This window comes from Gilvimarinus sp. 1_MG-2023, assembly GCF_030548285.1.
On the sequence record NZ_JAUOSC010000001.1, the window covers coordinates 201355 to 215235 of the forward strand.

Below are 13881 nucleotides of genomic sequence, written 5' to 3' on the forward strand. Positions count from 1 at the left end.
TTTTAGCAATCAGGGGGCATGGCCAGGATTAACCATCATTTACCTGGCTAATTAATACATTTTTTTGCAGATAAACAAAAGAGAAAATTATGACCATTGCAAATCTGGCCTTTGTTTTCCCCGGTCAGGGCTCACAAAAAATTGGTATGTTGAGTGAGCTCGCCGCCGAGTACCCATTGGTATCAGAAACTTTCGCCGAAGCCAGCGAGGTTCTCGGTTATGACTTGTGGGACCGTGTGCAAAACGGCACGCAAGATGAGATCAATATGACTGAGTGCACGCAGCCGCTCTTGTTAACAGCCAGTGTGGCCTGTTGGCGTGTGTGGTGCGAGCGCGGCGGTGCCCAGCCTGCCTTTATGGCAGGCCACAGCCTCGGTGAATGGTCTGCACTGGTCTGTGCTGGTGTGGTCGCATTTGCTGACGCGGTTAATCTGGTCCGTCAGCGCGGTAAGTTTATGCAAGAAGCTGTACCTGCAGGCCGGGGGGCTATGGCTGCCATTATTGGTTTGGATGACGACGCTACTGTTAAGGCGTGTAGTGAGGCGGCCCAGGGCGATGTTGTTTGTCCGGTAAACTTCAACTCCCCAGGGCAGGTGGTTATCGCAGGTACCGCTGATGCCGTGCAGCGCGCCATGGAGTTGTGCAAAGAGGCGGGGGCTAAGCGCGCACTGCCGTTGCCAGTGAGTGCGCCGTTTCACACCAGTCTAATGCGGCCGGCGGCGGATCGACTGGCTGAGTTGGTTGAGGCGACAGAGTTCAGTGCCCCCAATGTGCCAGTTGTGCATAACGTCAACGCGAAAACCGAGTCGGATCCGGCGCGCATAAAAGCGCTTATGATTGAGCAAATCTATGCGCCAGTGCTGTGGGTGGATTGCGTCAATGTGATGGTGGATGCGGGTGTAACTCAAGCGCTAGAGTGTGGGCCGGGTAAAGTGTTGTCGGGTTTGGCCAAACGTATTAACCGCTCTTTGGCGGCGGCCGGCTTGGAGTCACCTAAAGATATTGACGAAGCGTTGTCGACAATAGAATAAGTTTTACAAGAGATAACATTATGAGTTTAGAAAATAAAGTAGCTTTGGTTACTGGTGCTAGTCGTGGTATCGGCGCTGCAATCGCCGATCATTTAGGTAAAGAGGGGGCGATTGTTATCGGTACAGCCACTTCTGAAAAAGGGGCTGAGGCTATCTCTGCAACACTAAAAGCGGCGGGCCATCAAGGCTGTGGTATGGTGCTCAATGTGACCGATGCCGATTCAGTGCAAAACTTGCTCTCGGCAGTGAATGAGCAGTATGGTGCGCCTGTAATACTGGTGAATAATGCTGGTATCACCAAAGACAACTTATTGATGCGCATGACGGATGAGCAATGGTTCGATGTGATTAATACAAATTTAAGTGCCATTTATCGTCTCAGTAAGGCCGTGTTGCGCGGTATGATGAAAAATCGCTGGGGCCGCATCGTCAATGTCGGTTCGGTAGTCGGCTCTATGGGCAATGCTGGTCAATCGAACTACGCTGCCACCAAGGCTGCTGTGGCAGGATTTGCACGCTCACTGGCCGCTGAGGTAGGTTCACGTGGTATTACGGTTAATACGGTTGCACCTGGCTTTATTGATACTGATATGACTAAGGTGTTGCCGGAAGAGCAAAAAGCCGACCTGTTAACAAGAATTCCATTGGGGCGCTTGGGTAAACCCGAAGAGATCGCCGCTGTGGTAGGATTTTTAGCATCTGACGCAGGCGGCTATGTATCTGGTGAGACAATCCAGGTAAATGGCGGCATGTATATGTGTTAGTGAGATTTGTAACTCATTGATATTATTGGAATAAATAATAAAGGGTAAAGTTTTTTTACCCTTTGCGTTACAACCAGGCGAAATAGATGTAAAATGCGCGTCGATTTCGCCGTAGATAATATGGAACCGCCACAGTGGTTCTGAATGTGACGGTTTCGTCGATACTACCTATTAGGAGTTGAATTAGATCATGAGCAGCATTGAAGAACGCGTAAAAAAAATCGTTGCTGAGCAACTGGGCGTTAAAGAAGATGAAGTGAAAGCCGAGGCTTCTTTCGTTGAAGATTTAGGCGCGGACTCACTGGACACAGTAGAGCTTGTAATGGCTTTGGAAGAAGAGTTCGAAACAGAGATTCCGGATGAAGAAGCCGAGAAGATCACCACTGTTCAGCTGGCCATCGATTATATCAATGCCAACCTGGCGTAATCTGCGAATTTCTTGATTCCAGATTTGTACGAAAGCCGTATTATTGCAAAATAGTACGGCTTTTTCTTTTCATCGTTGTTCACTTTTACAATAAAGTGACGGCGTGGGTTAATTACCTGTGCATGGAGAATGTGTTTCGTGTCGCGCAAAAGAGTTGTCATTACTGGCCTAGGCATGGTGAGCCCACTGGGTAACACCGTAAACGATACTTGGTCTGGTATTTTAAATGGTAAGAGTGGCGTTGCTCCCATCACCACTTTTGATGCTTCGGCATTTGCCACACAGTTTTCCGCCTCAGTGAAAGACTTCTCTGTTGAAGGCTACTTTCCAACCAAAGACGCCCGCAAAATGGATCCTTTTATCCAGTATGGGATGGTGGCAGGTATTCAGGCGATGCGTGACAGCGGCTTGGAGGTCAGCGAGAGTAACAGTGCTCGCATGGGCGTTTCCATTGGCTCTGGCATTGGTGGTATAGGTACCATTGAAAATGGCACCTTGGTCGTAGAGCATAAAGGTCCGCGCCGGATGTCGCCATTTTTTGTACCCGGCGCCATTATTAACATGATTGCCGGCAACCTCTCTATTCTTTACGGTCTGCGCGGCCCGAATCTAGCAGTCACTACAGCTTGCACTACGGGTACTCATAGTATCGGTTTGGCGGCACGTTCTATTATGTATGGCGATGCCGATGTGATGCTGGCAGGCGGTGCCGAAATGGCAACAACTCCGGTCGGTTTGGGTGGTTTTGCGGCGGCTCGTGCATTGTCTAATCGCAACGATGATCCCCAGGCGGCCAGCCGTCCTTGGGATAAAGACCGCGATGGTTTTGTGTTGGGCGATGGTGCTGGTGTGCTAGTGCTTGAAGAATACGAACACGCTAAGGCTCGTGGCGCAAAAATGTACGCCGAATTGGTCGGTTTTGGCATGAGTGGCGATGCTTACCACATGACATCGCCACCAGCTGATGGTGCGGGTGCGGCTCTGTCGATGCAAAACGCCATCAACGACGCTGGTATTGAACTTGCGAGCATCAATTATATTAATGCTCACGGCACTTCTACGCCAGCGGGTGATAAGGCCGAGTGTCAGGCGGTTAAAACGGTTATGCAGTCGGCTATAGATCAGGTTGCGGTTAGTTCAACCAAATCAATGATCGGTCACTTGTTGGGCGCTGCTGGTGCCGTTGAAGCTATCTTTAGTGTGTTAGCTATTCGGGATCAGGTAGCACCGCCGACCATCAATCTAGATAACCCAGATGAAGGTTGCGATATCAATCTCGTGCCACACACCGCGCAAGAACGAGAAATCCAAGCGGTGCTGAGTAACTCATTTGGCTTTGGCGGAACCAACGGGTCGTTGATCTTCTCCAAGGTTCAATAATTCCACAGGGTAGGCTTTTGCAGTGACCGCGAATCAAGCTCCAGTAGTTTGGGTGGATGGGGTACGTGATAAGCGCCTATCGCCCCTCAATCGCGGTCTAGCTTACGGCGATGGTTTGTTTGAAACCTGCCGCCTTGAGAGTGGTTGTATTGCGCTTTGGCCCTGGCATAGAGCGCGTATGATCGATGGCTTAGCCCGTCTGGGTATTGAGCTGTCTGGTTCAACGTTAGAGTCACTTGTCCAAAGTGCCCTAGACGATACGTCAGGCTCGGGGATTCTAAAGGTTATTGTTACACGCCAAGACGGCGGGCGAGGCTATCGAGCATCGGGAATCTGCGGCGCTTGCACCGTTATCATTCATTACCCTGCATCTATCCCGCCGTCCTCAAGCTATCGTGTTCGACTCTGCCATACTCCGATTGCACAGAACCCCGCCACGGCGGGGTTGAAACATTTGTGCCGACTGGAAAACGTTATCGCGCGCTCTGAGTGGTCTGACGATACTATTCATGAAGGCCTGCTGTTGACTCAGGCCGGTGAGGTTGTTGAGGCGACTGCGCACAATATTTTTATCGCTCATAGCAATGTGTTAATAACACCAGATTTAAGCGAGTCTGGCGTCTGTGGTGTTATGCGACAGGTGATATTAAACGAAGTGGCGCCGAAGATAGGTATACCGACTAGAGTGGCCCCGCTCACGCAGGCAGAAATGATCTGTGCCAGTGAAATATTCTTATGTAACAGTAATGTGGGAATTGTACCTGTGGTGGATGTGCTTAATTCAGAGGGTGGCTCTTTGCAGCAATATGTTTCGGGCCCTGTTGTACAAAATTTGCAAGCTGCTCTGGAGCAGTTTCTGGCGAGCCAGCAATTACTGTCACCCATGCGGAGGTGCTAAGTGGGGCGGGTGGCGCTTGGTGTTATACGTAAACTTATTTTGTTGGCTATTTTGGCGGCAGCCGCTGCTAGCTTTGGTGCCTATCAATATTTCACCCAATGGCTGTATGCGCCGCTGTCGTTGACGCCTGCTGGAATGGTATACGAGCTAAAACAAGGCAGCAGCTTAAGTCACGCTGTTACCGATTTAAGCCAGCAACAAGTATTAAAGCACCCTCGTATTTTATACTACTTTGCTCGAGCCACCGGTCAGGGGCAAGTAAAAGCTGGCGAGTATAAAATTGCCCACGGCACAACACCGGCTCAGTTACTAGTATTGTTTCATCGCGGTGAAGTGGTTGAGCACAGTATTACCTTAATTGAAGGTTGGACCTTTGCTCAAGCGGTAGAGGCGTTATCACGAGCGCCTAAGTTAACGTCCTTGCTGAGTGGAAGGCCCGTTGAGACGCAGCTGTCTATGCTGCAGCTACCCATCGATCATCCCGAAGGTTGGTTTTTCCCTGATACCTATTACTACACTGCGGGCACTACCGATGTCGAAATTATGCAGCGTGCCTATAAAAAAATGCGTGCCACATTAGATGATCTGTGGACGGCACGCGAGCAAAGCTTACCTTATGACAGTCCGTATCAGGCACTGATTATGGCCTCGATCGTCGAGCGCGAAACCGGAGCGTCCTGGGAGAGGCAAAAAATAGCGGGTGTGTTTGTGCGCAGGCTGAGGCAGGGAATGCGCTTACAGACAGACCCAACCGTTATTTATGGGATGGGAGCAATGTATAAAGGGCGCATAGGGCGAGCTGATTTAAGGCGGCCAACACCCTATAACACCTACACCATTAATGGTTTGCCGCCCACTCCGATTGCAATGCCAGGCCAAGAGTCGATATACGCCAGTTTGCACCCGGAGCAGGGGACTGAAGTTTATTTTGTGGCCCGTGGTGATGGTACCCACAGCTTTTCAACGACCTTGGCAGAACATAATGACGCTGTTCGGCGCTATCAACTACAGCGAGCAGACGATTATCGATCGACCCCTCCTGTGCCGGAGTCGGCGCAGTAGGAAAACAACTCCCTAGGTTATACAATAGTGAGCTTTTCTGGTGCCATTATGGCGCCGCCATTGAATCTGGATTGAGAGCAGTATGAGCGACAACCCCGTAGCGGAGAAAAATGCGGTCGAAAAACCCGCGCATTTTTTGCAAAACATTATTAAGGCTGATCTGAGTGCTGGGCAGGTGGGCGCTATAGTGACCCGGTTTCCGCCAGAGCCAAATGGTTACCTGCATATTGGACACGCCAAATCAATCTGCCTTAATTTTGGACTCGCTAAAGAATTTGGCGGGCAGTGCAACTTGCGTTTTGATGACACCAACCCTGCCAAAGAAAGTGATGAGTATGTCGAGGCAATCAAGAAAGATGTTTCTTGGTTGGGTTTTCAATGGGCGGGTGATATTTGCTTTACCTCCAACTATTTTGATCAGCTTTACACTTGGGCGTTGGATTTAATTCGAGCGGGTAAAGCCTATGTGTGCGATCTATCTCCAGATCAGGCACGAGAGCACCGTGGCACCTTGAAAGAGCCGGGTAAAAACAGCCCCTTTCGCGAACGCAGTGTGGATGAAAACTTAGCTCTTTTTGAAAAAATGCGTTCGGGCGACATGCCAGAGGGTAGCTGCTCACTGCGCGCCAAAATTGATATGGCCGCGCCCAATATCAATATGCGCGACCCCATTCTTTATCGTATTAAGCATGTCAGTCACCATCATACAGGTGATAAGTGGTGCATTTATCCTTCCTATGACTTTGCCCACGGTCAAAGTGATGCTCTTGAGGGGGTGACTCACTCCATTTGTACTTTAGAGTTTGAAGATCATAGACCTTTATATGAATGGTTTATTGAGAATCTACCTGTTCCTGCTGCACCCAAGCAGTATGAGTTTGCACGTTTAAATCTGAATTACACCATAACCAGTAAGCGTAAATTGCTACAGTTGGTTGAAGACGGACATGTAGATGGTTGGGATGACCCGCGAATGCCGACAATTTCTGGCATGCGCCGCCGCGGTTATACCCCAGCATCACTGCGTAATTTCTGTGAGCGCATCGGCGTCACTCGCTCGGATAGCGTGGTTGATGTGGGTATGTTGGAGTTTTGTGTGCGTGATGATTTGGATAAAAACGCGCCTCGAGCTATGTGTGTGCTGCGCCCGTTAAAAGTGACCCTAACCAATTATGACGAAGGTAAAACACAAACCTTAACGGCGCCAGGCCACCCTAACCGTGATGATTTGCCAGTGCGTGAGTTGACTTTCAGCAAAACACTGTATATTGATTGCGAAGATTTCCGTGAAGAAGCCAACAAAAAATATAAGCGTTTGGTAATTGGCAAGCGAGTTCGTTTGCGTAATGCCTATGTGATTGAAGCCGATGAGTGTGTTAAAGACAGTGCCGGTAATATCGTTGAGGTGAAAGCGCGAATCATTGACGATACCATCGGTAAAGATCCAGCCGACGGTGTTAAGCCTAAAGGTGTTATTCATTGGGTAAGTGACAGCAATCATATTGATTGTGAGGTGAGGCTGTACGACAGATTGTTTCAAGATGAAAATCCAGGTGCCGGAGGAAGTGATTTCCTTGAATGTATTAATCCGAACAGCTTAGAAGTATTAACCGGCTGTAAAGCGGAACCTTCTTTGGCCGGTGCGCAATCTGAAGCACCTTACCAATTTGAGCGCGAAGGTTATTTTTGTTTTGATGAGACCTATAGCCAGCAGGCTGGCAAGCCGGTTTTTAACCGAACGATAAGCCTGCGTGACAGCTGGGCAAAAATCTCTCAACAATAATCATTTTTTTAATTTTTGTATTACAGGAAGCGTAATGTCTCTCAAAATTTACAGCACACTAACGCGACAAAAAGAAATTTTTACGCCCAATCAGGCTGGAAAGATTAGCTTGTATGTGTGTGGTGTCACCGTGTATGACTTCTGCCATGTCGGTCATGCACGGGTGCTGGTAGCTTTTGATGTTATTACGCGTTTTCTCAAAGCTCGTGGCTGGGAAGTCGATTATGTACGCAACATTACCGATATCGATGACAAAATTTTGCAACGCGCGGACGAAAATGGTGAAGACTACACTGATCTGACCGCTCGGTTTATCGATTTTATGCACGAAGATGAGCGGGCTCTGGGTATTTTACCACCCAACAAAGAGCCCCGTGCGACAGCGCATATCGATGATATTATTAATATGGTGAAAGCACTCATTGATAAAGGCCACGCTTATGCCGCTGCCAATGGCGATGTTTACTACCGCGTCAATAGCTTTGCTGACTATGGCAAACTAACCAATAAGAACCTTGAGGATTTACTGGCAGGCGCTCGAGTAGAAGTGGGTGAGGTTAAAGAAGACCCGCGTGATTTTGCATTGTGGAAACATGCCGAACCGAATGCCGTTGGTTGGGAATCCCCATGGGGCAAAGGTCGGCCGGGTTGGCATATTGAGTGTTCAGCCATGAGTAAACATTGCCTGGGTGCTAATTTCGATATTCATGGTGGCGGCCCCGATTTGCCATTTCCGCATCATGAGAATGAAATCGCACAAAGTGAGGCGGCTAATGGTTGTACCTATGCCAACTACTGGATGCATGCAGGAGCCGTTCGCCTGGATGGTGAAAAGATGTCTAAATCATTGGGCAATTTTTTCACCATTCGTGAGGTATTAAAGAAATACCACCCAGAAATAATCCGTTATGTTCTATTGGGTAGTCATTATCGTAGTCCTATTAATTACTCTGAAGACAGTCTAGTTGAAGCGCGTTCTGGTCTTGAGCGTTTCTACAGTGCACTGCGTGGTCATGAAGCCGTACCTGCCGCCTCCTTTGATACTCTGACAGATGAGTATAGCGCACGATTTGTCGTGGCAATGGAAGACGACTTTAATACCAGTGTGGCTCTGGCAGCGATGTTTGACGCAGTGCGAGCCCTGAATAGCGCCACTGAAGAAGCAGTGACCAAACCATTGGTCGCAGCCATTAAATCAATGGGGCAGGTGTTGGGTATTTTGCAAGACTCTCCAGAAGCATTCTTACAGGCAGGGGCGGCGGACGAAATGTCGGCGGTCGAGGTTGAAGCTCTGATTGAGGAGCGAATAAAGGCTAAAGCGACAAAAGATTATGCCCGGGCTGATGAGATTAGAGGCTTATTAACCGACGCGGGTATCGTGTTAGAGGATTCGCCGCAAGGGACCTTATGGCGTCGAAGTTAATAAATTCAATATTAATACTGAGGTGTAACGGATGAAATGGTTGGGCTTAATTGCATCTTTAGCGGTATTGTTATGGGTTCAAAGTTCATTCGCGCATGGTGAGGGGCGAGTGGTGATTGATGTTCGTAGCGCAGAGGAGTATGCCGCAGGGCATGTAGCGCAAGCTGTCAATATACCGCACGATGAAATCGCCGAGGGTGTTATCGATATTAATGCCGAAAAATCCACCGAAATTATTTTGTATTGTCGCAGTGGGCGCCGAGCGGAGTTGGCAAAAGAGGTTTTGCATGAGCTGGGCTATACACATGTTGTTAATGCGCAGGATGCGGTTGGTGCTGAAGCAATGATTGCAGAGCATGACCATAATGCAGAATAATTCGAATGAGGTAAGGTAATGATTCGCAGCCTAGGTCGCTATCGCCGGTTGGCCGCTACCTGCTTTTTAGCATCAGCCTGCTTTGTGGCGCTGGCTATTTATGGTTGGGGCTTAAGCTGGCAGGAAGCTGGGTCGTATTTGTTGATTACAGTTGTATTGTTGGCCGTGTTGTTATTGCTCGCTGCCGTAATGGGATGGGTGATCCACAAATTACGTCGCTAATGCTAACCATGGAGAACCCTTAATTCCGTATAATTAGACTGACATTGCTACTGAAAAGAATGAATGGCAATGATTGTGCGTGTTTAAATGATATTTTATATCTCGTTGCAGGAGTGGGTTAAACAACTGTTTCGTCCATTTGCACCCGAAACCAGCCGATCATTTTGTCGGTGATCTCAACGGTTTCAAAAATATACTGGTCAATACTAAAGCTGACGTTGCCGTCGGGGATGCGTTCCATATACTCCATGGCCAATCCGTTTAGGGTTTTGGGTCCATCGGTGGGTAGCGACCAGTCGAGTGCGCGGTTAATGTCACGAATAAATGTACCACCGTGTATTTTAAATGAGCCGTCTTCTTGCTCAATAATATCTTCTTCACTCTCTTCGGCAATATTGGTGGTGAAATCACCGACAATTTCTTCTAGTAAATCTTCCAGAGTCACAATACCTTGGACCTCACCGTATTCGTTAACCACTAAAGCTATACGACATTTCTGTGATTGGAAATTCAGAAGCTGAGTGTGCAGTGGGGTGGATTCTGGAACAAAATATGGCTCATCCGAAAATGACAATATTTGATCTTGTGTAACTTGGGCGTCATCGCCATTTAGGAAACGCGATACATTGCGCAGGTGCAGTATGCCGGCGACGTTGTTTAAGTCATTACTGTAAACCGGAAGGCGGGTGTACTCACTGGAGCGTATTTTTTCCAGCAAGGTCTCAACGCTATCGTCCAGGTCTAGCCCTGCCACTTCATTGCGGGGAATCATAATGTCCTCGACGGTCGACTTTTCTAAATCGAGAATATTAAGTAGCATGCCCTGATGCTGATCCGGAATTAACTCACCGGCTTCATCCACGACTGTTCTGAGCTCCTCGGGGTCGAGGTGTTCTATCGTGCTGTGTACCTTATGGATGCCAAAGAGCTTGGTCACGCCGTTGGAAATAGCATTAACTAACATAACCGCCGGCATCAGCAAATAAGATAGTGGTTTTAGGATCAGGCTGGAGCCGAATGAAATACGTTCTGGGTAAAGGGTCGCTAAGGTTTTGGGGGTTACCTCGGCGAACACCAACATAAATAACGTCAGGACAATACCACCCACAAGGGCGCCAGAATCGCCCAACAGACGAATGGCTATAACGGTGGTGACGATGGCGGCAAAGTTGTTGGCAAGATTGTTGCCAATCAAAATAAGGCCAATAAGGCGATCGGGGCGCTTTAAAAGCTGCTCAACCCGTTCGGCGCCGCTGTGGCCTTTTTTACTGAGGTGTTTTAGACGATAGCGGTTAATGGCCATCATTGCCGTTTCGGAGCTCGAAAAGAACGCCGATGTGATCAGCAATATAGCCAGAATGCCATACAGCAGCTCTAGGGGGATATCGTTCAAGGAGGTGTCATACCTGTTCTAAAAACCGGCCCAGTATCTTGCAGGAGTTTGGCCGTTTGCGCAATAGAGTATGCTTGCAAACCTAGCCAATCTTTAGAATAAACTCTAAAACTAGCTTGCTACCAAAATAAGCCAGCATTAGGCAGGCAAATCCCACCAAAGTCCAGCGAATAGCGGTGTAGCCGCGCCAGCCCAAAAAGTGGCGGCCCCAAAGTAAAACGCCATAAATACACCAGGCAAGCACTGTAAAGACAGTTTTATGAACCATGTGCTGTGCTAGCAGATCACTGACAAAGAGCGCCCCGGATATGATGGCGGCGGTGAGGAGTATTTGACCAGCCCATAGCATTTCGAACAACAGTGATTCCATCGTCTGCAAGGGCGGTAGTACCCCAACAGGAGGTAGGGCACGTTTATGCTTGAGGCGGTAGATTTGGAAAGTCAAAAAAACGGCTTGCAAGGTGGCAATGGTTAACAGGCTATAGGCGGTAATGGCCAAGAGTATATGACTGGCGAGCCCCAGCGTGAGTGGTTGTACTTCGCCGGCACCGCTCAAGTAGAGTGAGCCAAACAAGGCCAGAACAGTCAGTGGTATCAGCAGTATAAATAAATTATGCACCGGTTTTTTCAGGGCGCTAAGTAAAACAATGGTGTTAACAGCAAGGAATACCAGCGATAACGTGGGGAAAAGTTGCAAATGTAGGCCTTGATCCCCCACGATAAGCTGGTGACTGGCTATGGCGTGGGCAAATACGGCTGCGCCAGTGGTGGCCAATAGCCAGCGGTGGCGCGTCGAGCTGAGCGTCTTAAACTTATTGAGTAGCAAAGCACCCGCAGCCAGATACAAGACTGCTGCGATTATGTGTACGATTAGCACGGGCATCCGGTTGAAATTCCCTTATTTACCTTAATCTCTATCTGTAGAGTGTGTCATAAGCGAGCGAGCTTGAGAAGTGTTAAATGAGAAACGTTATTAACTATTCCGATTATGGTTAGCCCCCGGTGTTGGCGTTGTTCTGGCACGTTGAGTTTGCTTAAGTCGGGCCTCAGGGCAAGACGAGAGGGGGTCATACACGGTATAATTTGCCCAATGTTTGCAATACGCCCAAGATTAGGTGTCATTTAGTTATGTTTGAGAATCTCCAAGATCGGTTGTCTGCCACCTTTAAAAAGGTGTCGGGTAAAGCTCGTCTAACTGACGACAATATTCAAGCGACTTTGCGCGAGGTGCGCAAAGCACTGCTGGAGGCAGATGTCGCCCTGCCAGTGGTGAAAGATTTTGTCGGACGTGTGCGCTCCCGGGCACTGGGTACCCAGGTGGGTAAAGCGCTTAACCCAGGCCAGCAATTTCTGAAAATTGTTGAAGCCGAGATGGTCGCGGTGATGGGCGAGTCTAACGAGTCCTTGAATTTAGCGGCGCAACCGCCAGCGGTCATATTAATGGCTGGCTTGCAAGGTGCCGGTAAGACCACCTCTGTGGCCAAGCTCGCCAAGTTTCTTACTGAGCGTGAAAAGAAAAAGGTTTTGGTGGTCAGCGCCGACGTTTATCGTCCGGCTGCGATTGAGCAGCTCAAAACTCTGGCGCTTGAAATCGGTGTCGAATGTTTTCCCTCTACCGAGCAAGATAAGCCATCGGCGATTGCTGATGCGGCACTGGATCATGCCAAACGTCAATTTTACGATGTCCTAATTGTCGATACAGCCGGCCGGTTACATATTGACGAAACCTTGATGGGGGAGATTCAGGGGCTGCATAAGCAATTAAACCCGGTAGAGACCCTGTTTGTGATCGATGCCATGATCGGTCAGGATGCTGTTAACACTGCCAAAGCATTTAATGAAGCGCTGCCTCTAACTGGTGTGGTACTAACCAAAGCGGATGGTGATGCTCGCGGTGGTGCGGCTCTTTCGGTACGTCATGTAACGGGTAAGCCAATTAAATTTCTTGGCATGGGTGAAAAAGTCGATGCCTTAGAGCCGTTTCACCCGGATCGTATTGCATCGCGAATTCTCGGTATGGGCGATATTATGTCGCTTATCGAAGAAGCTGAGCGAAAAATAGACAAAGATAAAGCCGAAAAGCTGGTTAAAAAAGTCTCTAAAGGCAAAAGCTTTGATTTGGAAGATTTGCGCGACCAGCTCCAGCAAATGCAAGATATGGGTGGCTTGGGCAGCCTGATGGACAAGTTACCGGGTATGGGTAATATGGGGCAAATGGTTCAGCAAGCCGATATGGGCAGTCAATTTAAGGTTATGGAGGCTCTCATTGGTTCAATGACTCCGTGGGAGCGCAAGCACCCAGATGCCTTAAACAGTTCGCGTAAACGACGAATTACTGCCGGTTCTGGAACACAAATCCAAGACCTTAACCGTTTGCTAAAACAACATAAGCAAATGGCTAAAATGATGAAAAAAATGAAAGGTGGCGGCATGTCGAAAATGATGCGTGGTTTGGGCGGTATGATGCCCGGTGGTGGCGCTCCAGGCGGTGGCTTGCCCCCAGGTTTCGGTCGGTAAGACTTTCCTCAATAGCGCCGAGCACTGCTCGGCGTTTTTGTATTTAGGGGGTGTACAAAGTACTAAAACTGGCTAAGATCATACAAACAGTGAATGATCTGCCTGATTCGGCAATGTGCTGATTAAAGGAGCGAATGATGTATCGTGGTATTGTTTTTCTAGCTTGCTTCATTTTGGCAAGCTGTCAGTTAATGGATTCTGGTTCAACCTCGGACGCTGGCCATACTGAAGCGGATTTAGCTGTACTTATTGCAGGCACTTGGCAGCTGGAGTCGGTTGGCGGCAACACAGTAAATCCTGACTTGCAGGCACATTTGGCCTTCAATTCGCCGTCTAAACTTGCTGGCAATAGTGGCTGTAATCAATTTGTTGGGCGCTATAGCATTGATGGCAACCTTTTGCAGATTGCCGACAATCTCGCCACCACTCGAAAGATGTGCCTGCCCGGTATCATGCAAATTGAACAACGATTATTACAGGCATTACAGGGTCAATGGCAGGTTGAAGTTGTCAATGACCAGCTCGTATTTATCGATGAGCACGGCAAGCCCCAATTACAAGCACGTAAAGTAATCGAATAACACTTACGCGCGTTCATATTTAAA

Annotated in this window: 14 protein-coding genes; 12 read left to right on the forward strand and 2 right to left on the reverse strand. The window is 48.6% G+C overall.

The window, feature by feature from the left end; genetic code table 11:
• Positions 1-89: 89 nt before the first annotated feature.
• The 10 genes from fabD (at position 90) to Q4563_RS00920 (ending at position 9366) form a co-directional block, all read left to right on the forward strand.
• The gene (fabD, locus tag Q4563_RS00875) at positions 90-1031 is read left to right on the forward strand and encodes an ACP S-malonyltransferase (protein ID WP_303603296.1); all 942 of its coding nucleotides are present in this window, start codon (positions 90-92) and stop codon (positions 1029-1031) included.
• Positions 1032-1051: 20 nt separating this feature from the next.
• The gene (gene fabG, locus Q4563_RS00880; protein WP_215977372.1) at positions 1052-1795 is read left to right on the forward strand and encodes a 3-oxoacyl-ACP reductase FabG; all 744 of its coding nucleotides are present in this window, start codon (positions 1052-1054) and stop codon (positions 1793-1795) included.
• Between the two features lie 190 nt (positions 1796-1985).
• Complete coding sequence (acpP, locus tag Q4563_RS00885; protein ID WP_020209685.1) at positions 1986-2222, forward strand: acyl carrier protein; 237 nt, start codon at positions 1986-1988, stop codon at positions 2220-2222.
• 138 nt (positions 2223-2360) lie between these two features.
• Positions 2361-3602 (forward strand): beta-ketoacyl-ACP synthase II, encoded by a 1242-nt coding sequence (fabF, locus tag Q4563_RS00890; RefSeq protein ID WP_215977373.1) that lies wholly within the window; start codon positions 2361-2363, stop codon positions 3600-3602.
• A 22-nt stretch (positions 3603-3624) separates the two neighbouring features.
• Positions 3625-4500, forward strand: coding sequence for an aminodeoxychorismate lyase (gene pabC, locus Q4563_RS00895; RefSeq protein ID WP_303603297.1), 876 nt, complete (start codon positions 3625-3627; stop codon positions 4498-4500).
• Positions 4501-4509: 9 nt separating this feature from the next.
• Positions 4510-5562 (forward strand): endolytic transglycosylase MltG, encoded by a 1053-nt coding sequence (gene mltG / locus Q4563_RS00900; protein ID WP_303603298.1) that lies wholly within the window; start codon positions 4510-4512, stop codon positions 5560-5562.
• Positions 5563-5644: 82 nt separating this feature from the next.
• Positions 5645-7345: a glutamine--tRNA ligase/YqeY domain fusion protein gene (locus tag Q4563_RS00905; protein ID WP_303603299.1), complete on the forward strand. Its 1701-nt coding sequence runs from the start codon at positions 5645-5647 to the stop codon at positions 7343-7345.
• Positions 7346-7379: 34 nt separating this feature from the next.
• Complete coding sequence (gene cysS, locus Q4563_RS00910; RefSeq protein ID WP_215977377.1) at positions 7380-8768, forward strand: cysteine--tRNA ligase; 1389 nt, start codon at positions 7380-7382, stop codon at positions 8766-8768.
• 31 nt (positions 8769-8799) lie between these two features.
• The gene (locus Q4563_RS00915; RefSeq protein WP_215977378.1) at positions 8800-9144 is read left to right on the forward strand and encodes a rhodanese-like domain-containing protein; all 345 of its coding nucleotides are present in this window, start codon (positions 8800-8802) and stop codon (positions 9142-9144) included.
• 18 nt (positions 9145-9162) lie between these two features.
• Entirely contained in the window at positions 9163-9366 is a 204-nt protein-coding gene (locus Q4563_RS00920; protein ID WP_303603300.1) for a hypothetical protein, read from the forward strand.
• A gap of 118 nt (positions 9367-9484) precedes the next feature.
• Here Q4563_RS00920 and Q4563_RS00925 read toward each other — a convergent pair whose 3' ends face one another.
• Positions 9485-10759: an HlyC/CorC family transporter gene (locus tag Q4563_RS00925; protein WP_215977380.1), complete on the reverse strand. Its 1275-nt coding sequence runs from the start codon at positions 10757-10759 to the stop codon at positions 9485-9487.
• An 82-nt stretch (positions 10760-10841) separates the two neighbouring features.
• On the reverse strand, positions 10842-11642 hold the full coding sequence (locus tag Q4563_RS00930; protein ID WP_215977381.1) for a cytochrome C assembly family protein: 801 nt from the start codon (positions 11640-11642) through the stop codon (positions 10842-10844).
• Between the two features lie 245 nt (positions 11643-11887).
• On the opposite strand from Q4563_RS00930, the gene ffh reads away from it, so the two are divergent.
• A complete protein-coding gene (ffh, locus tag Q4563_RS00935; protein WP_215977382.1) occupies positions 11888-13276 on the forward strand; it encodes a signal recognition particle protein in 1389 nt (462 codons plus the stop codon).
• Positions 13277-13467: 191 nt separating this feature from the next.
• Positions 13468-13857 (forward strand): META domain-containing protein, encoded by a 390-nt coding sequence (locus Q4563_RS00940; protein ID WP_303603301.1) that lies wholly within the window; start codon positions 13468-13470, stop codon positions 13855-13857.
• Positions 13858-13881: the final 24 nt, after the last annotated feature.

What these genes read in the sequence shown, in the direction of transcription:
- Q4563_RS00930 (WP_215977381.1), bottom strand. Translation starts at nt 11,642, where the DNA reads ATGCCCGTGCTAATCGTACACATAATCGCAGCAGTCTTGTATCTGGCT.
- Q4563_RS00915 (WP_215977378.1), top strand. Translation starts at nt 8,800, where the DNA reads ATGAAATGGTTGGGCTTAATTGCATCTTTAGCGGTATTGTTATGGGTT.
- ffh (WP_215977382.1), top strand. Translation starts at nt 11,888, where the DNA reads ATGTTTGAGAATCTCCAAGATCGGTTGTCTGCCACCTTTAAAAAGGTG.
- Q4563_RS00920 (WP_303603300.1), top strand. Translation starts at nt 9,163, where the DNA reads ATGATTCGCAGCCTAGGTCGCTATCGCCGGTTGGCCGCTACCTGCTTT.
- Q4563_RS00940 (WP_303603301.1), top strand. Translation starts at nt 13,468, where the DNA reads ATGGATTCTGGTTCAACCTCGGACGCTGGCCATACTGAAGCGGATTTA.
- Q4563_RS00905 (WP_303603299.1), top strand. Translation starts at nt 5,645, where the DNA reads ATGAGCGACAACCCCGTAGCGGAGAAAAATGCGGTCGAAAAACCCGCG.
- fabD (WP_303603296.1), top strand. Translation starts at nt 90, where the DNA reads ATGACCATTGCAAATCTGGCCTTTGTTTTCCCCGGTCAGGGCTCACAA.
- cysS (WP_215977377.1), top strand. Translation starts at nt 7,380, where the DNA reads ATGTCTCTCAAAATTTACAGCACACTAACGCGACAAAAAGAAATTTTT.
- fabG (WP_215977372.1), top strand. Translation starts at nt 1,052, where the DNA reads ATGAGTTTAGAAAATAAAGTAGCTTTGGTTACTGGTGCTAGTCGTGGT.
- acpP (WP_020209685.1), top strand. Translation starts at nt 1,986, where the DNA reads ATGAGCAGCATTGAAGAACGCGTAAAAAAAATCGTTGCTGAGCAACTG.